Genomic DNA, 19,247 nt, shown 5'->3' on the forward strand with positions numbered 1-19,247 from the left:
ACCACCACCGCCTCGTTGCCCTCGGCGTAGAGGTGGATCTCCGGGGTCATGCCCACCCGCTCGAATTCGGCCGCGATCGCGTCGGCGCTCAGGAAGTGGTTGCCCTGGACGTGCTCCATGAGGTTCTGGAAGGCCATGCCGCGGCGCCTGGGGTCGGCGAGGGCGGCGCGCTTGCCGGGCCAGTTCGGCTCCCAGATGACCGCGGTGCCGCCGTCGGCGAGATTGTCGCGGAGGAAGGCGAACACCCGGTCCTTGTCGTCCCAGACGTGGTGCAGGGCCCGGTTCATGGCGATGAGGGCCGCCGGCTCGGCGACGGTGTAGTCGTGCATGTCGCCTTTGCGGAACTCGAGGCGGTCGCCCGTTCCCTCCGCCGCGGCCTTGGCCGTCGCCTCGTGGATGGCGTCGTCGAACAGGTCCAGACCGATGCCCCGCAGATGGGGATAGGCCCGCGCCAGCCGGCGCAGGTACCAGCCGTTGCCGCAGCCTAGATCGACGGCGGTTCCCCCGCTGGCGTCCATCTCCCGGAAAACCGGCAGATCGGGCAGGATCTGGTCCTCGAAGACGGGGCCGAACATGCCCTCCAGCATGGTGCCGAACAGGCCGGCTATGGTCTCGCGCTCGCCGAGGACCGCCTCGCCCGGACGCTCGCCGGTGCGCATGAAGTGGGCGGTGCGCTCGCTCATGTGGGCGCCCAGCAGGCTGTGCACGGCGAAGGGCAGGGGGCCGCTGGAGGCCTCGCCGGCGAAGCCGCGGCCGGCGTCGGTCAACGCCACACGGTCGCCTTCCTCGGCCCCCGTCTCGGACAAATAACCGAAGGCGTAGGCGGCGTCCACCCAGCGGGCGACATAGCCGGGGTCCATGCCCGCGGCCCGGGCCAGCTCCGCGGGGGTTGCCGGGCCCTTCTCGGCCAGGGCGGCGAACAGGCCGTTGGTCACGCCGATGAAGGCCACCTGCAGGGCCATGGCCCCTTGGGCCTGGCCCATGGCCTGCTCGCGGAAGGTTGGGGTCGCGTTATCGGTCATGGCGGTCTGCCTCAGGGGGTTGCGGGTTCGAAAAAGAGGACCTCCGCAGGGTATCCTGCTACCCAACCGGTGTCGGCGCCCAATGCATGGGGCGAGCCGTCGCTTCGCCCCCGGCCCGTCGCCGGCTCGCCCGGCGCAGCCGGGCTCCTGCGGGGGCTGGTCCGCCGTTGGGGGGTTCAATTCATCGGACGAGGCTTTCCCAATCTCGCCCGGCGGAGCCGGGCTGGCATCAATGGTACCGTAGCCAGGAGCGCCCTGGGGTAGGAGCCCAATTCATGGGGCGAGCCGTCGCTTCGCCCCCGGCCCGTCGCCGGCTCGCCCGGCGCAGCCGGGCTCCTGCGGGGGCTGGTCCGCCGTTGGGGGGTTCAATTCATCGGACGAGGCTTTCCCAATCTCGCCCGGCGGAGCCGGGCTGGCATCAATGGTACCGTAGCCAGGAGCGCCCTGGGGTAGGAGCCCAATTCATGGGGCGAGCCGTCGCTTCGCCCCCGGCCCGTCGCCGGCTCGCCCGGCGCAGCCGGGCTCCTGCGGGGGCTGGTCCGCCGTTGGGGGGTTCAATTCATCGGGCGAGGCTTCCAGAAGTCCCAGTTACCTCTTCAAGAACCGGCAAAACGGAGGACAAAACCATGCCCTGGAGGCAAGAATGGACCGGGCGCTGGCTCGGTATGGCCGCCGCAGCCCTGGTCCTGGCCCTCGTGCCCGGAACGGGGCTCGCCGACACGGATGCGCAGGTGGCCAAGGGTCAGCGCGCTTACCTGCACGGCGACTTCGAACGGGCCCGGTCGGCCTGGGCCCCTCTGGCCGAGACGGGCGACGCCCGCGCCCAGTTCGGCCTGGCGGTGCTGTACGCCAACGCCCGTGGTGTGGAAGGGGATTCGGAGCAGGCCACCACCCTCTACCGCAAGGCCGCCGAGCAAGGCCACCCCACCGCGGCCTTCCGTTTGGGCCAGGCCTACGCCAAGGGCGAGGGCGTCAACCGGGATACCGACAAGGCCCGGAAATGGTATCGGCGGGCCGCCGAAGCCGGTCACGCCAGCGCCTACACCGTGCTGGGCATGCGTTACCGGGCCGAGGTGCCCGCGGATGTGGCCAAGACCGTCGCCTTCTACCAGGAAGGCGCCGAGGCCGGTCTCGCCGACGCCGAGTACAATTTGGCCAACTTCTACGCCGAAGGCCGGGGTGTGGCGGCCGACCCCGCCAAGGCCCGGGATTTCTACCAGCGGGCCGCGGAGCAGGGGCACAGCCAGGCTGCCCTGCGCCTCGGCGGCATGCACGAGGACGGCCACGGCGGCGACAAGGATCCGGCCAAGGCCGCGCAGTGGTACCGCCAGGCCGCCGAGCGCGGCAGCGCCCCGGCCCAGCTGTCCCTGGCCAAGCTCCTCGATCAGGGCAAGGGCGTGGCCACGGACAAGCTCGCCGCCTACCGCTGGTACCGGCTGTGCGCCACCGAGTCCGGGGTTTACAAGCAAAGCGCTGCCCAAAAGGCCAAGAAGGTGGGCGAGACGCTGTCCGACGAGGAAAAGCAGCAGGCCCAAGACTGGGTGAAGGATTGGCGCGCCGAGGGGATCTGGACGCGTGATTTTTCTCGCTAACTACCACCTGGCTCGAAATACAGATTCGGGTTCCTGGGAGTTGCCTCGAATTAGCGGCCGCCCGAGCCATCGCCGGCTTTGAAAGGGCAGCCGGGGATTGCCCCTTCCATTTGCTAGCGGGGGGTTGAGGATCTGGGGGAACAGGGTGCTTTTGCCAATTGGGCATGCTTGGGCTCACCAAGACCGTAGCGTTTAAAACTGCCCATCCCTGTCGAAATGCCTAACTTTGCATGGCCTAACGTTAGATTGGGGCCTCGCGGGAGGCCTATCCGCCTCGATTTTTCCCAAGCCAGCGCCTCTGCCCGATTATTGGAGAAAGGTTGCCGGCCGTCTTTCATTGGTCTGTGGGGGTAACCATGCCGCAATGGTCCGTTCTTGCAATTAAGGCAGCGGTTGTTTGTGCCGCCGGCCTGCTGCTGCTGACCTTGGCCGGGTGCGAAGGCCAGGAAGGCCCCACCCCTCTCCAGCGTATCCAGGAGGCCAAGGCCTACCGGGCGGAAGGGGAGAATCGGGCCGCAGCCATCGAGCTGAAAAACTTGCTTCAGCAGCGGGCGGACCACGCAGAAGCGCGCTGGCTGCTCGGCCGAACCTATCTGGACCTGGGCAACGGCGAAGCGGCCGAGAAGGAGTTGCGGAAGGCTCTCGAGCTGGGTATTCCCCGCCGGGAGGTGGCCGTTGATCTGGCCCGTTCCCTACGGCTTCAGGGCAAGCCGGAGCGGCTTATCGAAGAGGTCTCGGTTCCCCAGCAATGGCCTAATGAGACAAGGGCGCATTTGCTTTCTTTGCGAGGGCGGGCCTATCTGGCTAACGGTGAAAGGGGGGAGGCGGGGAAAAGCCTGAACCGGGCATTGGAGGCCAATCCCGATTCGGTTGAGGCCCGCCTGGGACTGGCCCGGAAAGCTGCTCAGGAGGGCCGGATCAAGCAGGCCAAGGACTTGCTTGCCGAAGCAAGGGAGATCGCGCCAGATAACCCGGATTCCTGGAGCCTTGCCGGAGATATCGCCCGCTGGGAAGGCAATTGGCCCAAGGCCGTTCGGCACTACGGGCAGGCCATCAACAACGGCACCAGCCGAAATCTTGACCGCCTGCAAAGGGCCTTGGGTTACCTGGCCATGGAGGAACACCAAAGCGCCGGTCAGGATCTCGAAACCCTTCGCCAGCGCGGAGCCGATGGGGCTCGCTTCCACTTTGTGGTCGGTCTTCGCCAGTTTCGCCTAGGGGCCATGGAGGAGGCGGCTTCCCGATTTCAGGAGGCGGCCAACAAGCGGGAGGGTTACCAGGTCGCCCGCTACTATCTGGGGGCCACTGAGTACCTTCTGGGAAACTGGAACAAGGCGCAACGGTACCTGGAGGGGGTCCGCGACCAGCCCCGCATGGGGATCGCCGCCCGACGCATCCTGGCTGCTCTCCACCTGAAGCAGGGAAATCCCGGAAAAGCCGAAAGGGAGCTGGATCCGGTTCTGGAAAGGCGCCCCGAGGACAGGCTCGCCCTCAATCTGGCGGCTTTGTCCGCCATGTACCAGGGGGATACCGCCAGGGGACTGGAGCTCTATCGTAGGCTCGCCAAGCTCCAGCCCCGCGCGGCGGAGCCGCAGATGCGACTGGGGCTGGCCCAGCTCATGCACGGCGAGCGGACCGAGGGCATGCAATCCTTGACGGAGGCGGCGGAGCTGGATTCCGAGCTCAGAAAGCCACGGCTCATTGCTGCCCTTGCCCATCTGGAGGCCGACGAATTCGACAAGGCGCTACAGGTGGCCGAAAAGCTCAAGCAAACCGGTGCGGGGGAAGCCATATCCTGGAATTTGAAGGGCTTGGTTTACCTGGGCCAGGATAATCCGGCTCGGGCCCAGAAAGCCTTCCGGAAGGCCCTAAAGAGCAAGCCAGGAGACACCGCCGCTGGCCTAAACCTGGCGCAGCTGTACCGCAAGCAAGGGAAACCTGCCGAGGCCCGCAGCCTGTACCAGCAGATTCTGAATAATAAGCCTGGCAACCTCCGGGCCTCGTTGGCCCTGGGGCGCCTGGAGGTGGAGCAGGGGCGCCTTGAGGATGCCAAAGAAGTCCTAGGCTCCGCCCTCGACAAAAATCCGGAGTCCGCCCCCGCTCGTGCTTTGCTCGCCCGCCTCCAGCGGTATTCAGGCCATCCTCAGGAGGCACTCAATACGGTCAGCGACCAGGCGGGCGTACTCCCGAATGAGCCGGCCCTGTTGGAGCAGGCCGGCAAGGCCTACCTGGCCCTGGAGGAGACCGGCGGGGCCGAGCGGGCCTTCCGCAAGCTCACGGAGGAAATCCCTGAAAAGGCCTTGGGATATTACCTCCTCGGACGGGCCTACGCCGCTAGCAAGGATTTCCAGGCGGCGGAGGAAGCTGTGGATCGCGCCCTGGATTTCGCACCAAAAAGCGTTGATGCCAATCTTGCCAAGGTGCGCCTGCTCATGGCCCGCGGTGAGCCGGAAAAGGCCCAAAGCCGGTTGGAGGATTTGGAAAAGGTAGCCTCCATGACCCCGCAGGCGAAGGCCCTTGCCGGGAGGCTTGCCCTGTCTCGGGGGCGCGCGACGGAGGCCATCGGGCATCTGGAGGAGGCCCTGGAGGAGCTACCCGTCAGCGACTGGCAACTGGCCCTGACCGATGGCTATTGGCAGATGGGAAAGCGGGGTGAGGCCCGCACCCTTTTGCGGGAATGGCTCGAGCAACATCCCAAGGACACGGCAGCGCGTTTCCGCCTGGGGATCTATCAGCTGCGTTCGGCAGAGGAGGCGGCGGCCAAACGCGCCTTCCGCAAGGTCCTGGAAAACAGCCCCGAGCATGTGGGCGCCCTGAACAACCATGCTTGGCTCCTCCGCGACGAGGATCCTCACCAGGGGCTCGAGCTGGCGCGGCGCGCCCACCAGCTGGCACCGGAGCATCCGGGGGTCAAGGATACCCTGGCGGTGCTGCTGAATCGCCAGGGCCAGTCCCGGAAGGCCGTCCGACTGCTCCGGGAGGTGGTAGACGGGGCTCCCGATAACCTGGAAGCGCGCTGGCACCTGGCTAAGGCCCTGAGGCAGGCCGGCCGGAACCAGGAGGCCAAAAGGCTGATCCGGGGGCTGCTGGACGAGGGATCGGCGTTCAGCCACCGCCAGGAGGCCCGGGCCGTCCTCGAGAAGCTGGAGGCCGAATAGGGCCTTTCTGGGTAATGAGGGCCAATTCGCCCAACGGTGGCCTGGACTGTCGAACGGCTTTACACCTACTCGCCCGCCGAACGGGATGCGGACCCTCTCCAGATCGGATACAAGCCGAGGCCTGCAGAAGAGTCTCCGCAACCGGACACCCCAAGCCTGGCCCCGCGCTCGGCTCATGGGTGGTCACGGAAGCAAGTGTCCCAGGGGTTTCGCCTTTCGCTTGGGGGCTCTAGCAGGTGCCATGCCGCTCCCGAGTCCCGGGCCGCGGGAGCCGGAATCCCCCAGCAAGCGGGTGGCAGGTGTCGGGTAGATTTACAGCAGCGGCAGGGGTTGGGGGCCTGGATCCAAGAGGGCTATCTCAACCCCTTGAATTAAAAGGAGTAAAAAATTTGGTACGGAGATTGCTTCTAGGGAAGCGAGGGCTAGGGCCACCCGAAAAATCAACAAAAAGGGTAGAACCATGGCACAAACCAAGATGAACATCGCAGCGGGCCTGGTTGCCGGGACGCTGCTCGCGGCGGGTCAGGTGCAGGCCGAGGTAGTGGAGGATCACAACATCAACTTCTCCAACGCCGATTCCGCCCTCCCGGATGCCACCGACGTCTTCGAGTGGGGTGTACTGGGCCATTCTTACATCAGTACCACGGGGGGCAACCTCTTGAGGGACCCCGGTGCCCAATTCACAGACAACATCGCGGTTCGCTTCGAGGGTTTCAATACCTTTAACCAGAACGACGCAACTCCCAGCGGTTATGGCAACGGGACCGAGGATAACTTCGAGCTCACCGCCATCGGAACCCTGCAGGGCCAGAACACCAGCGTGAGCAATGACGAGGTGGACTTCGACTTCACCGGCGGCTCCCTGGAGTTGTATCTGGATTCGGCCAACCTCAACAGCGGCGCTTCCTATACCCCTTCGGATTTCACCGATCTATCCACCTTCGAGGACGGCGAGCAGGTGGAGAACTTCAACCTGATCGGCTCCCTGTTCGGTAACGGGTCCGACGGCGATTTTGACTTCGACCAGGGAGACGGCCGGACCGATCCCAAGTTCGAGGAGGAGCAGCTGGTCGAGGACTTCGTCACCGACCCGAGCGAGAGCCGGGACCTGTTGTATGCCCTCACCGACACCAACAACGAAGAAGTTAGCAATTCTAATATTCAGGGTGCCTTCGAGGATCGCTTTGGTCAGGCGGATGGGGACGTTCTTCTGACGTCCAATGACGGCTCCAACAAGAAGGCGGTTCCTGCCCCGGCCACTGTCGCCCTCCTCGGCATCGGCTTGGTTGCCTTGGGCGGAATGGGTCGCCGGCGGAAGAAGGCGCCTGCCGACCTCTGATCCCTGATCCCGGGATTGCAACAAAAGCGGGGCCCTTTTACGGGCCCCGCTTTTTTGGCCCTTCGACGCTGAATGGGGATTTCGGGCTTCGGCCCGGCCCGGGTATCATCACCATCGGTTCCGGGGTCCCCCGGTCACCCGAGGGCTGGGATGTGGGAGGGGCTATTAGCCCCGACGCCGTTGGACGTTGGCCCGGCCGAGTCGGGGCTGGTAGCCCCTCCCACAAGGGGTTTCATGGCTGGGCGACGATTTTCGTATCATCACCATCGGTTCCGGGGTCCCCCGGTCACCCGAGGGCTGGGATGTGGGAGGGGCTATTAGCCCCGACGCCGTTGGACGTTGGCCCGGCCGAGTCGGGGCTGGTAGCCCCTCCCACAAGGGGTTTCATGGCTGGGCGACGATTTTCGCCTTTGCCGGACGGGACGCTGGCGGTCAAGTCCGGCTAAAGCCGGACCTACGGCGACATTCGGTCCGGCGCCTGTACGGGACGGGTCGGAAAGCCTGTCGGTCCGTACCCATTTTCCACCCGCCGCGTCGGGGAGCCGCTTTTTTTCAATAACCTTGGTTTTGGGAGGGGATGCCTGGTCTCAGCCGGCGGTCGGCAAGAGGAGCTCCTCCAGCGGTTTGCGGACGGAGCGGGAGCCCGGGGCTGGGTGGCGGGGGAGGCCAATGCGCCCGGCGAATACCACCCTTTGGGGATCCGCGGGGGCTACAGCCCGGGCCAGCCGGTCGGCCAGGTGATCGGCCTTATTGCGGGCCCAGGCCGATTGGGTAAAGGCCTCGCCGTTGCGGGCGTAATGGGCGAAGGCCAGGGGAGCGTAGGCGGGCTGCAGGGCAAGGCCCAGCCGCTCGGCGGTCAGCCAGAAGCGCTGCAGGGCCATGCCCGCCTCCAGGATCCCCACCGGGGTCGGGGAGCCGTCTTCCCCCTCCACAGCGTCGGCGACCAGCCAGAAGTGGGCACCGCAGGCAAGGCCCGGCGCCCAATCCATTTCCAGGCGGGGCAGCAGTTTTCCCGATAGGTAGCGGTTGAGGAACCGCACCCGCTCCCACTCCCCCAGGGCCCACCCCATTAGGCGCCTGGTGAGAGGATCGAGGCCCAGGGACTGCACCGGGACCTTTTCCTTGCTGAAGCGGTGGTCCCAGTCCAGGACCCGGCGATGGACCGCGAAGGTTTCGGGTATGCCTAACCGAATGCCCGAGGCGGCCGCGTTGATGGCGGTCCATTGCCAGCGCTCCGGCAGGGACTCGGCCCAATGCACCTCCAGTTTTCCCCCCAGGCTGGCCCTCAGCAGCTCCTTGTGCAGTGAGGACAAGGGCCGAAGGCGGTAAGGCTCCCGGCGGACGCTGCGGCTGCCCAGGTAGTCGGCGAGGGGTTCGGGTGCGAGGGTCTCGTCCTCGGCAAGTTCCACCTCGATGCGGGCGGGCAGGGCCGAGTTGCCGAGCTCCCAGTGCATGCTTCGGCCGTGGTGGGCGGCGGCGATGCGCAGGCTCTCGAGCAGGGTTCCGCCGGCCAGCCAGGTCCCCCGCCCGGCGTAATCGTAGGGGTCCTCGCCTTCCGGAGGCTGTAGGTGCACCGTAACCCGATCGGGGGATTGCGGCTCGAAACGCCAGGGCTGAGTGTTGTCCCCGCTCGGGGCCCAGCGGGCCAGGTCCAGGATGCGCTCCAGGGGCTCGGCATGGTCGGATTCCACCGAGTGCAGCGGTGAGCGGGATGCGGTTCTCTGGAACTGCCGCCGTGCCACCTTCAGGCTCAGGCGCTGGAGGGGATGGCCATTGCCCCCGGGCCGCCAGGTTCGGGCCGTTCGATTGCGGTAGGCGTCGAACTGCATGCCGCGGGGGGCGGCCCGGACCCTTCCCCGCCCGAGGAGCAGCTTGAGGACCTCCGAGGCCGCCGCTCCGGCACACAGCTCGCACCCCATGGGAGTGGAGGGACCCCTCCGGGCCTCCAGCTGAATAGCCCGGGGATCGACCAGGGACGGACGGTGTAGCCCGGCCGGGGCCAGGCCCAGCAGGAAGCGCAGCAGCTGCTCCTCCGCGGGCTGGCCCTCCAGACGGAAATAGTCCTCGAAGGAGGTCTCGCCCGGGAGGAAGGTCAAAACGGCCGTGCCCATCCCCAGCGGGGCCGCCGTGACGGCGGGGATGCCCCTGTCGTGGCAGGCGGCGAATACCTGGCGGCGGATAGAGAGGGAGAAGAAGTCCAGGCCGTCCACGAAGATGTCCGCCCCCTCCAGGAAATCGGGGATCGAATCCGGCTCTACCCCTTCTCCCATGGTCCGCAGGTGGAGCGCCGGATTGATGTCCCGGGCCATATGGGCGAGGACATCCACCTTGCGCCGACCCAGCGTGGAGACGAAAGCCCCTGCCTGGCGGTTCAGGTTGGCCAGGTCGAAGTGATCCGGATCGGCCACGGTAAAGGCACCGATGCCCAGCCGGGCAAGGGTCAGCAGGTGGCTTCCCCCGACGCCGCCGAGTCCGGCGATGGCGACCCGTTTTTGGCCGAGGAGCTCCAGCTCGCCTTCGTCGACCCAACCGATGGTCCGGCCGAAGGCCTCCCGGAACTGGAACCCCTGGGTCATGCCTTGCTCCCCGTATGCTGGAAAGAGATGCCAAGCCGGCTTCCAAGCCCGGCGGTTTGGTCCCCGGTGAGGTCCGGAAGGGACCCGCGCCGCGATGACTCGGGCGGTCACAGGGCTGCCCCGCGGATGCCGGGGCCTCCCTGGGAGGACCTTCCGTATTTTAGGGTATCGACCGTGCCTGCAGAACCCCCTTGCGGCCCCAGCGGGCCAGCTCCACCTCCGATCGGATCCGCATCGCCTCTGGTGTTGCGTCGAGGCCAGGTTTGCGTTTTTTTAGGAAGCATGTGTGCGGGGGAATGTATCCCCTGTCCTCTAGCGAAAGGGGGGTCTCTTGAGCATTGCCGCCGATTTTTTCGATAAGTATTTCGAGATCGTTCAGGCAGTGTCCTGGGCGGAGCGTGACGCGGCCTACGCCCTTCGCTATCAGGTGTATTGCGTCGAGAACCCGTTCGAGGATGGCTCCGTGCACAGGTGCGGGCGCGAGCAGGACGAATACGACGCTCGCGCCGTGCATAGCCTTATCCGCCATCGGGAATCGGGGGAATTCGCCGCCTGCGTTCGGTTGGTCCTGCCCAAACAGGACGACCCGGAAACCCCTTTTCCGATCGAGGCTGAATGCGGCCATGCCTTCTACAAGGACCATCGGGCGGTCAGTGTGGCCCTGGATCGATCGCGCCTGTCCGAGATCTCGCGTTTCGCCGTTTCCAAGCGGTTCAAACGCCGCCTCAACGAGGCCTCGTCCCCTTCGGGCACCTCCCCCGAAGCGGTCTACCAGGACGCCGACTCCCGGTCCGGCGCTGGCCAAAGGGGAATGCCTTACATAACCGTCGGCCTTTTTGCGGCCGTGATCCGGACGAGCGTGGAGCACGGCATGACCGATTGGTATGCGGTCATGGAGCCCGGCCTGCTGCGCCTTTTGTCCCGGTTCGGCATCCATTTCCACCCGGTCGGGGCGCTGGTGGAGCACCATGGGCGCCGGCGGCCAACCGCCGCCCGGGTTGCGGACGTGATCCGGGGGATCCATGACGAGCGTCCGGATGTCTGGGAGATCGTTTCTGACCGGGGACGTTTCCCGGGGTTGGAGGAAAATGGGCCCTGGCTTAACGAACGGATGGAAAACCCTGGCAAGCTCCCGTAGCCTGAGGGTCCGGCCTGGGCGGCGGGGCAGGGATGCTCTGGGTCCTTCGGCGCACTGAAAGCGCCTTGGTAAGGCCTCGGACAACCAGGAAAACCAGCATATGGCCAAAGGGTCGTGGGGGATTGGGCCGAGCTTGCCCTGCCTGCATTGGCTCCGGGGCAGGCCCCTGGGTAATCCGCTTTAAGTGGGCAAGGCTGGCCGCCTTTAGATGCAAAGGCCTCTTTGGGGCGGTTTGGCAACCCTTTTGCCTATCGCCGGAAATGGTGGTTCAGTCTCGCCGGGAAGTGGCCCGCTTTGCCGGCTCTGCGGCGAGCGTCGGACCCTATAGGCAGAAGCCAAGGCCGGCGGCTAATCAATTGCCGTACCCCATCCATCGCGCATGATTTTCACAGGTTTCCCCGGCTGTTCCGGAAAACTGCCCCCAAAGGGGTGGTTTTTCGATTGTCGAAATTGGATTAAAAAGAGCGTGTAACCCGAATGCCCGATTTCTTTCATAATCATTTCCAGATACAGCGCGCGAATACCCGGGAGCTCCGGGATGCGGTGTACGCTCTGCGGTACCAGGTCTACTGCCTGGAAAACCCGTACGAAGACGCCACCCTGCACCGGGACGAGCGGGAGATGGACGAATACGATGCCCAGTCCGTTCACAGTCTGGTGCGCCATCGGGACACGGGTACCGTCGCTGGCTGCGTACGGCTTATCCTGCCGGATAGGTCCGATTCCGCAGCTCCTTTGCCCGTGGAAGCGGAATGCCACCAGGACTTCTATGGCTGGCACAGGGCCAAACGTTCGGGTATCGAGCGTACCCGCTTGGCGGAGGTCTCCCGCTTCGCGGTTTCCCGCCAATTCAAAAGGCGCCTGGAGGAGGCCCAGTCCCCCTCGGGAACCTCGCCGCGGGCGATTTATGAGGATGCCGGCCCGGATTCAGAACTGCTTCATCGATCCCTGCCCTCCATTACCATGGGGCTGATAGCGGCGGGGATCCAGATGAGCGTGGAGCAAGGGGTTACCCACTGGTATGCCTTTCTGGAGCCCAGCCTGCTTCGCCTGCTTTCCCGGTTCGGAATCCACTTCCAGCAGGTGGGCCCCCCGGTCCAGCACCACGGCAACCGGCGGCCCGCAACCGTGCGGGTCAAGGATGTGATCCGGGGTGTGCATTCCGAACGGCCGGACATCTGGGCGATCGTCTCCGACAAGGGCCGTTTCCCGGGTCTGGAAGAGAACGGTCCCTGGCTTGCCCAAGACGCCGACGACTCCCGGGATGCCCCATGCTCCTGAGGGGTTGTCCCAAGACTCATTCCCCAAGCTCCAAGACCCGGTGTAGGGGCATCCTTTGAGATCCCGCAAGGGGCCCGACCGGACCCGGATTCCGGCCGGACTGGCCCTGGCCGTGATGGCGGCCCTGGTCCTGGTCTCCCTGGCCTGGGTGCCTTTTGTGAAGTTCAACAATGCCCCGGAGGCCTATCTGCCCCCGAGCTCGGAAACGGTTACTTTCGAGCGTAGCCTAAGGGCCCGGTTCCCCGAGGATCAGGTGCTGGTGGCCCTGTTCGAAGGGCCGGGGCTGTGGCAAGCCGAAGCCATCCAACGGCTCGACCGCCTGGCCCGCCGCCTCGAGGCCCATGAACGGGTGGAACGGGTCCTGGGGATCACCACCGTGGATCACATCGGGGGTACCCGGAAGGCGTTCAGGGTAGGCCCCCTGGTGGACCCGGATGACCTGGATCAGACCACGCCCGAGCAGCGCCGGCGCCGGGCGGCTTCGGACCCCTTGGCCACGGAGCGGATCGTCAGCTCTGACGGGTCCTCGGTGGCTATGGTGGTTCGTCCCGTACCTCTGGAAACCAGTCCCGCCCGAGCGTCCCTCCAGAGGGACGTGGAGCGAGCCATTCAGGAGACGGGCCTGACCGGCCGTTTAACGGCCCTGGCCGGAGAGGTCGCCCTGGATACTGCCGAGTTCCGGACAATGGTCCAGGATTCCCTGCGCTTTCTGCCGGTTACGGCGGTTCTGGGGCTGGCCCTGGTGGGGGTTCTGTTCCGGCGGTGGCTGCCTGTCGCCCTGACCGCCCTGGGTATCCCGGTGGTGCTGCTGCCCAGCCTGGCCCTGCTGGCCATTTGGGGACAGCCCTATACCCTGGTCCATTCCATGGTCGGGCCGCTGCTGACCGGCCTGAGCGTTGCCCTGGCCCTTCACCTGTATAACGGCGTGGCCCTGGCCAGCCGCCGCGGCCTGGAGGGCCGGGCGCGTGTCGCCCGGGCCCTGGCGGAAGTGGCGCGCCCGGCCCGGTTAACCGCCCTGACCACCGCCACCGGCCTGGCCTCTCTGGGCCTCAGCCCCATCCCCCCCATCCGCAGCTTCGGTTTGATCACGGCGGCCGGGGTCCTGCTCGTCTGGGGGGTGTTCATCCTCCTGATGCCGCCCCTGCTGGCCCGCTGGGATCGCCGGTCCTGGCCGCCGGCCCCCACCATGGGGGTTGTTAAGACCACCGTTCGGGCCTTGGCCCGGTTGGGCATGCGCCGGGCCGGGCTGGTGCTCCTCGTGTTCGGCGCCGGACTGGCGGTCGGTCTGCCCTGGATCGCGGCGGTGCGAGCCGAAACCGACCTGTACCGGTTCTTCCCCGACCACCATCCCCTGATCCAGTCAATGGAGCGATTCGAGACCAAGATGGCGGGAGTGACTCGGCTGGAGGTGGTCTTCCAGGGATCGGGGCGGGACGCCCTGCTGGAGCCGGAGCGGTTGAAGGCCATCGCGGAATTCCAGAGCTGGCTTGAAAGTCAGCCCGAGATCGACCGGACCTTTTCGCCGGCGGACTTCGTGGCGGAAATGAACTGGGCCTTCCACGAGGAAGATCCCGACTACCGGCGTATCCCCGATTCCAGCCGGTTAGTGGCCCAGTACCTGCTGGTTTACGATGGCCGGGATCTCTACGACCTGCTGGACCGGGAGCGAAGCACGGCGCGCCTGGCGATGAGCCTGAACGTCCACGGCGCCAACGCCATTCAGGGGGTTATGGATCGGATTCGGGCGCGCTTGCAAAATCGGGATTCGGTCGGTATGCAGTGGCGCCTGGCGGGAACCGGCCGCCTTTTCGCCGATCAGGAGGATCTTTTGATCAGCGGCCAGGTGCGCAGCATCCTGGCGGCTTTCGGAATAATATTACTGCTCATGGCCTGGGCCTGGAAATCCTTGCGGGGCGCCCTACTCGGAATGGTTCCCAACCTTGCCCCGGTCGCGCTGATCTTCGTCCTGATGGGGCTCTTGGGAGTCTGGCTGAATATGGCCACCGCCCTGATCGCCAGCGTCGCCGTAGGGATCGCCGTGGATGACACTATCCACACCTATCACGGCTTTCACAAGCGCCGAAGAGCCGGCCGCGGGCTTGCTCTGTCGTTGGCCCGGACCTACCAGCAGGCGGGCCAAGCGGTGACGGCCACCACCCTGATCCTGGCTGCCCAGTTTCTCATATTGGCCTTTTCCGATTTCCAGCCCATCGCCCATTTCGGGCTCCTGAGTGCCGCCGGCATCGCCGCCGCTTGGCTTTTCGATCTGCTTCTCCTGCCCGCGCTCCTGGTGGCCGGTGCCCGCTTACAGATCCACTTCTCCTCGCAAAGGGCCTATCCTGGGGTCCGAGGAAATCAGGGGTAAGGTATGGCCGACAAGATTCCAATCCCGCGCGGCACCGTCGGTGGCTTCCTGGCTAGTCTTCTGGCCTTGGCCGTTGTTCTTCCGGCATCCCCAGTGGAGGCCGGAGAGCGCGGCAGGGAATTGGCGCGCAAGGTGGACCAGCGACCCGACGGCGAGGACGCGGCGATACGCTCCACCATGGTGCTCCAGTCCTCCGGGGCCGAGCCTCGGGTGCGCAAGCTGCGGACATTCCGACTCGACCGCGGGGACAAGGAGGTTTGGTCTCTGACCCGCTTTGTCGAGCCAGCCAACATCGACGGAACCGGTCTGTTGACTCGCGATTACGCCGGTGGGGAGACGGACCAGTGGCTCTTCCTGCCCGCTCTGGAAAAGGTTCGCCGCATCGCCGGGGATCGCAAGGGCGGCCGGTTTGTGGGTTCCGACCTGTTCTACGAGGACCTGCGCGACCGCGAGGCCAGCATGGACCGCCACCGCCTGAGGGGCACCGAATCCCTGGACGGCACGACCACCAAGGTCCTGGTCAGCACACCCGTCGACCCCGGCAACTCCACCTACAGCAAGCGGGTGCGCTGGATCCATCCGCGAACCCTCATCGACCTGCGGGTGGACTTTTACAAAAAGGCTCGGGAGGAGCCCATCAAGCGCATGCGCGTTCACCGCATCGAGAAAGTCCAGGGCTACTGGACGGTCATGGACAGCACCACCACCGATCTGCGCAGCGGCCACAAGACCCGGATCCGCGTGGAGGAGCTCCGCTACGATCAGGGCCTGCCGGAAGACCTTTTCAACCGGCGGGTCCTGTCTTCACCCGGCGAAGCCGATCGGTTCCAGCCCTGATGGTAACCGCTTCTGGTGGATCCAAGGTGAAGGCTGCCGGCGCCCTGGATGGGGGGATCGCTGGGCTGACGGCGCTGGCGGGCCTGCTGACGCTGTTGGGCTTCGCCGTTCCCGCCTTGGCTCTGGCGGCCCCCGATGCGCCGCGCATCCAGGTCCGGATCGGGGAACCGGGCAGCCGCTCCGCCGCACGGGCCCTGGCCGATGACATTCAAGGGGTGGAGACCGCCGTCAACCGGGTGGTGGGCGGCCACAGCGTCGTCGCCGGGGTCTTCGAAAGTCCGGAGAAGGCCCGGAGGCGCCGCCAGAGGCTTCGCAAGCTGGGATATCATTCCGTGCGTCTGGTGGTCCTGCCCGAAAGGGCGGCTGAGGCCGGCGAGGCCTTCGGCGGCTTGCTCCAGGTGCGCGCTGGCGCGCCCGGTTCCCGCGATCGGGCGCGCCGGCTGGCGAGGGAGCTGGAGCGCGCCGGCATCGCTTACGAAGTAATCCGGGTGGCCGGTGGCTACAGCGTCAGCGCCGGCGCGTTTGCCAGCTCCCGGAATGCCGCCGACCTGGTCCGGCGCCTCCGCAGCCAGGAGGTTGCCGGTGTCCGCCTGGTGTGGCTGCCCGATTCGGCGGAGGAGGGCACCCCCATATCCTCCGACAAGCGCCGGGCCGCCCTGGCCCAAGCCTCCCGTGAAGCCGGACGCGCTGAAAGCAGGGAAACGGTTGCCCTGGAATCCGGGGAGCGCTTCCGGGTCCACCGCCGAACCCGGCGCAGGCGCGTTTATCAGGTCCAGATTACCTCCTACCAGGACTGGGGCCGGGCCCAGGCCGATGCCGCCCGCCTGCGCCGCCTTGGCTATCTGGCCGATCCCAACCCCCTGCGGGGCCAACGCGGTTACGGTATGGCGCTGGATGCCTTCCTGGACAGGGACGAGGCAAGGCAGTACCGCAATCGCGTCCGCAAGCTGGGCTTCCCCAGGGCGGGGATCCGTACGCTCACCACCACCGTTACCCGCTATCGGGTTGAGCCGCTTACCGGGGCCGAGGCGCCGGGCGCCGCCACCCCGGCAGCGGGGCAGGAGACGGCGGAAAAGACGGGAAAAACGGAAAAGGCGGGCGAGCAAGAGGCGTCGGAGGTCCTGGTGTTCGGCGAGGCGGGAGTGGCCGCCCCGGGCCAGAAGCCGGCAACCGCCGGGGAAGGTGGCGCAAAACAGGACACCGGTTCCGAAGGGCGGGACAACTTCCGGGTGCGCCTGGACACCATGCGGGCCGAAGGCGGTCGGCTGATCGACCCGGCGGGGGACCGGCGCGGCAGTCACTACCTCCATGCGGCCGGTTACGCCGAGTGGCAGCCGGAGGGCGCCTGGTCCGCGCGCCTCGGGGCCCGGGCGGACGGCTACTGGGAAACGGGGGATCCGGGAGTCAGCGAGGGGCGCCTCGATTACGGGCCCAGCTACGTCCGCTACGAAAGCCGGGACCTGCGCCTCACCATGGGCGCCCAGAAGATCCTGTGGGGGCGAGTGGACGCCATGCCGCCCACCGATCGCATGAGTACCCCGGATCTGCGCCGCTATGTTCTCGACGATCTGACCGATCGCCGGCTGCCGGTCCCGGCTCTGCGCCTGGAGGGGTTCCAGGGCCCGTGGAAGACGGATCTGGTGTGGGTCCCTGCGGCCCGGCACGCCCTCCTGCCGGACCGGGATAGCGTCTGGTCCCCCGTAGACTCCCGGCGGGGCCGGGTGATCAACCTGGATGACGATCCCTTCTTGGCCCGACTGGTTCGCCAAGGCACGGTGGAGGACGGGGACGAATACGGGGGCGGCGAGTTCGGCCTGCGCATTGGTTACACCGGCCGAAGCGCCGAGGGGTCCTTCGTCGTCCAGCGAGTCCGACGAAGCGACCCGTATTACGAGCTGGATCCCACCGCCCGCCGCACCCTGCTGGCCGGAGGCACCCCCGCCCAGGCGGTGCAGAGCGCTTCCGGGCCCACCTTCCGGGAGCGTCACCCCCTCACCTGGCTGCTGGGAGGCGATCTGGTGATCCCGGATTATTGGGGAACCTGGCGCCTGGAAGTCGCCGGGCTAAGCAATGTCCCCCGCACCACGCCCGACCTGGAAATGGTCACCCCCCGGGGATGGGAAGCGGTGGTGGGCAACGAGTTCTTCCCGGGGGACGGCGATTTTCGGGTCAATCTGCAACTGGCTGGCCGGGGAGTCACAGGATCCGGGCCGTACCTGGACCGCCGCGATGCCTACCATCTGGCCGGCTCCCTGGAATGGCCGTTCTTCCACGGGCGATGGAACGCTAAGCTGGATTTTTCCGTGGGGATAGATGAGAGGGACAACTTCGCCAACCCGGAGATCGCCTTTCAGGGTTGGGACCCCCATACCTTCTACCTGGGGGCCTACCTGTTCTCGGGAGCTGCCCAGACCCCCGGCGGATTCCATGAGGACCATGATATGGCGGTGCTCGGCTGGCGAAGCTTCTACTAGGCGGCGAATTATGTCGTTTGCGGTGACGGTTCTCGTCCCCGCTGCTGCCGTTGGTGCGGACACAGGCCGCATTGGTGGCTAGTCGCTAGGGAATAAATGCTGGCACGGATTTCGCTACGGGAGCTTTGAGGTGGGGGTTCGGATCTGGCAAACGGCTCGCCCGGTGGAGCCGGGCACCAACCAACCCGACGGCGGCCGATCCAGCCTCGGTAGGAGCCCGATTCATCGGGCGAGCCGTTCGGGGTGGGGCCGCGGCCCGACATAGGGCTCGCCCGGCGGAGCCGGGCTCCCACGAACGGCGCTGCGGCGGTGGGTTCGGCACCCGTAGGAGCCCGATTCATCGGGCGAGCCGTTCGGGGACCGTGGTCGGGCCCGCCAAACGGCCCGGGTAAAGCCAGGCGTCTGAGGACAGTGCATCGGGGCGGTCCGAAATCTGTTTTCGTTCGTCCAACCGTGAGCTTGAGCGGTTTCTATGGTATCAATACCCCTTAGGCTGGCGGGTTATTTATCTTCGGAAAAAGGTCATACCCTTGCGAAACGATTCAGGACGCAGTGAAGGGCATTCACCCCGATCCCTTCGGGGGAAGCTTCCTGCTGCACTCATCTTCAGCTTGGTTATTTGGCTTACAGGGTGCGCGTCACCCGGGCTGCCTCCGGCGACGTCCCAGGACATGCAGCCCGCCGAAGAGACCGCCTACTACCATATCGGCCCGGGTGACAGCATCAATATCTTCGTGTGGGAGAACCCGGAGCTCTCCGTTTCCGTACCGGTGCGTCCCGACGGCCGGATCAATACGCCGTTGGTGGAGGACCTGCGCGCCGCGGGCCGGACCCCGACCGAGCTGGCGCGGGCCGTGGAGCGGGAGCTGTCAACTTACCTCAAGAACCCGGTTGTGACGGTGATGGTGAGCGGGTTCCGGGGGCTGCCCTCCGAGCAGATCCGGGTGGTCGGCGAGGCTGCCCAGCCCCAGGCCATCCCCTACCGGAGCACCATGACCCTGCTGGATGTCATGATCGCCGTGGGCGGATTGACCGAGTTCGCCGCCGGCGACCGGTCGGTGCTGATTCGGGAAGTGGACGGCGAGCGCCGCCAGTTCAATGTCCGCCTGGACGACCTGCTTCAGGATGGGGACATCTCCGCGAATGTGAAGATGCACCCGGGCGATATCCTGATCATCCCGGAGGCTTGGTTCTAGTGTGGCTGTGTCGGGGGAGGTGCTGAAGATGGCGCCCCGGTCCGGCCACCGGCTCGCCCGGCGGAGCCGGGCTCCCACGAAGGGCGCTGGGGCGGTGGGTGCGGCACCCGTAGGAGCCCGATTCATTGGGCGAGCCGCTCGGGGTGGGGTCGCGGTCCGACATAGGGCTCGCCCGGCGGAGCCGGGCTCCTACGAACGGCGATTATGGCGAATTCGGCACCCGTAGGAGCCCGATTCATTGGGCGAGCCGCTCGGGGTGGGGTCGCGGT

The 19,247-nt window shown here is 66.3% G+C and carries 11 protein-coding genes; 9 read left to right on the forward strand and 2 right to left on the reverse strand.

The genetic code is table 11. The features are described 5' to 3' along the window. Positions 1 to 1,022: methyltransferase domain-containing protein (locus V5A19_RS11295; RefSeq protein WP_332327811.1), on the reverse strand; the 1,022-nt coding region annotated here is incomplete at its 3' end. A gap of 626 nt (positions 1,023 to 1,648) precedes the next feature. Here V5A19_RS11295 and V5A19_RS11300 point away from each other — a divergent pair. The 3 genes from V5A19_RS11300 to pepA all read left to right on the forward strand — a co-directional run bounded on the left by V5A19_RS11300 (position 1,649) and on the right by pepA (position 7,111). Then, on the forward strand, positions 1,649 to 2,614 hold the full coding sequence (locus V5A19_RS11300) for a tetratricopeptide repeat protein (protein WP_332319444.1): 966 nt from the start codon (positions 1,649 to 1,651) through the stop codon (positions 2,612 to 2,614). Positions 2,615 to 2,970: 356 nt separating this feature from the next. Next, positions 2,971 to 5,772, forward strand: coding sequence for an XrtA/PEP-CTERM system TPR-repeat protein PrsT (prsT, locus tag V5A19_RS11305; protein ID WP_332319443.1), 2,802 nt, complete (start codon positions 2,971 to 2,973; stop codon positions 5,770 to 5,772). Positions 5,773 to 6,232: 460 nt separating this feature from the next. Then, a complete protein-coding gene (pepA, locus tag V5A19_RS11310) occupies positions 6,233 to 7,111 on the forward strand; it encodes a flocculation-associated PEP-CTERM protein PepA (RefSeq protein WP_332319442.1) in 879 nt (292 codons plus the stop codon). Positions 7,112 to 7,698: 587 nt separating this feature from the next. Here pepA and V5A19_RS11315 read toward each other — a convergent pair. Beyond that, the gene (locus V5A19_RS11315) at positions 7,699 to 9,687 is read right to left on the reverse strand and encodes a ThiF family adenylyltransferase (protein ID WP_332319441.1); all 1,989 of its coding nucleotides are present in this window, start codon (positions 9,685 to 9,687) and stop codon (positions 7,699 to 7,701) included. A 331-nt stretch (positions 9,688 to 10,018) separates the two neighbouring features. On the opposite strand from V5A19_RS11315, the gene V5A19_RS11320 reads away from it, so the two are divergent. The 6 genes from V5A19_RS11320 (at position 10,019) to V5A19_RS11345 (ending at position 18,978) form a co-directional block, all read left to right on the forward strand. Next, positions 10,019 to 10,825: a PEP-CTERM/exosortase system-associated acyltransferase gene (locus tag V5A19_RS11320; RefSeq protein WP_332319440.1), complete on the forward strand. Its 807-nt coding sequence runs from the start codon at positions 10,019 to 10,021 to the stop codon at positions 10,823 to 10,825. 477 nt (positions 10,826 to 11,302) lie between these two features. Then, positions 11,303 to 12,106, forward strand: coding sequence for a PEP-CTERM/exosortase system-associated acyltransferase (locus V5A19_RS11325; RefSeq protein WP_332327812.1), 804 nt, complete (start codon positions 11,303 to 11,305; stop codon positions 12,104 to 12,106). Positions 12,107 to 12,161: 55 nt separating this feature from the next. Next, on the forward strand, positions 12,162 to 14,471 hold the full coding sequence (locus tag V5A19_RS11330; protein ID WP_332327813.1) for an efflux RND transporter permease subunit: 2,310 nt from the start codon (positions 12,162 to 12,164) through the stop codon (positions 14,469 to 14,471). 3 nt (positions 14,472 to 14,474) lie between these two features. After that, entirely contained in the window at positions 14,475 to 15,308 is an 834-nt protein-coding gene (locus V5A19_RS11335; protein WP_332319799.1) for an outer membrane lipoprotein-sorting protein, read from the forward strand. Between the two features lie 26 nt (positions 15,309 to 15,334). Then, positions 15,335 to 17,782: an SPOR domain-containing protein gene (locus V5A19_RS11340; RefSeq protein WP_332319798.1), complete on the forward strand. Its 2,448-nt coding sequence runs from the start codon at positions 15,335 to 15,337 to the stop codon at positions 17,780 to 17,782. Between the two features lie 671 nt (positions 17,783 to 18,453). After that, entirely contained in the window at positions 18,454 to 18,978 is a 525-nt protein-coding gene (locus V5A19_RS11345) for an XrtA/PEP-CTERM system exopolysaccharide export protein (protein ID WP_332327814.1), read from the forward strand. The last annotated feature ends 269 nt before the right edge of the window (positions 18,979 to 19,247 follow it).

Origin of the sequence: Thiohalorhabdus sp., assembly GCF_036628635.1 — a bacterium.
Classification (GTDB): domain Bacteria; phylum Pseudomonadota; class Gammaproteobacteria; order Thiohalorhabdales; family Thiohalorhabdaceae; genus Thiohalorhabdus.

Coding starts and splice junctions, on each gene's coding strand:
- V5A19_RS11300 (WP_332319444.1), top strand. CDS start 1,649: ATGCCCTGGAGGCAAGAATGGACCGGGCGCTGGCTCGGTATGGCCGCC.
- prsT (WP_332319443.1), top strand. CDS start 2,971: ATGCCGCAATGGTCCGTTCTTGCAATTAAGGCAGCGGTTGTTTGTGCC.
- pepA (WP_332319442.1), top strand. CDS start 6,233: ATGGCACAAACCAAGATGAACATCGCAGCGGGCCTGGTTGCCGGGACG.
- V5A19_RS11315 (WP_332319441.1), bottom strand. CDS start 9,687: ATGACCCAGGGGTTCCAGTTCCGGGAGGCCTTCGGCCGGACCATCGGT.
- V5A19_RS11325 (WP_332327812.1), top strand. CDS start 11,303: ATGCCCGATTTCTTTCATAATCATTTCCAGATACAGCGCGCGAATACC.
- V5A19_RS11335 (WP_332319799.1), top strand. CDS start 14,475: ATGGCCGACAAGATTCCAATCCCGCGCGGCACCGTCGGTGGCTTCCTG.
- V5A19_RS11345 (WP_332327814.1), top strand. CDS start 18,454: ATGCAGCCCGCCGAAGAGACCGCCTACTACCATATCGGCCCGGGTGAC.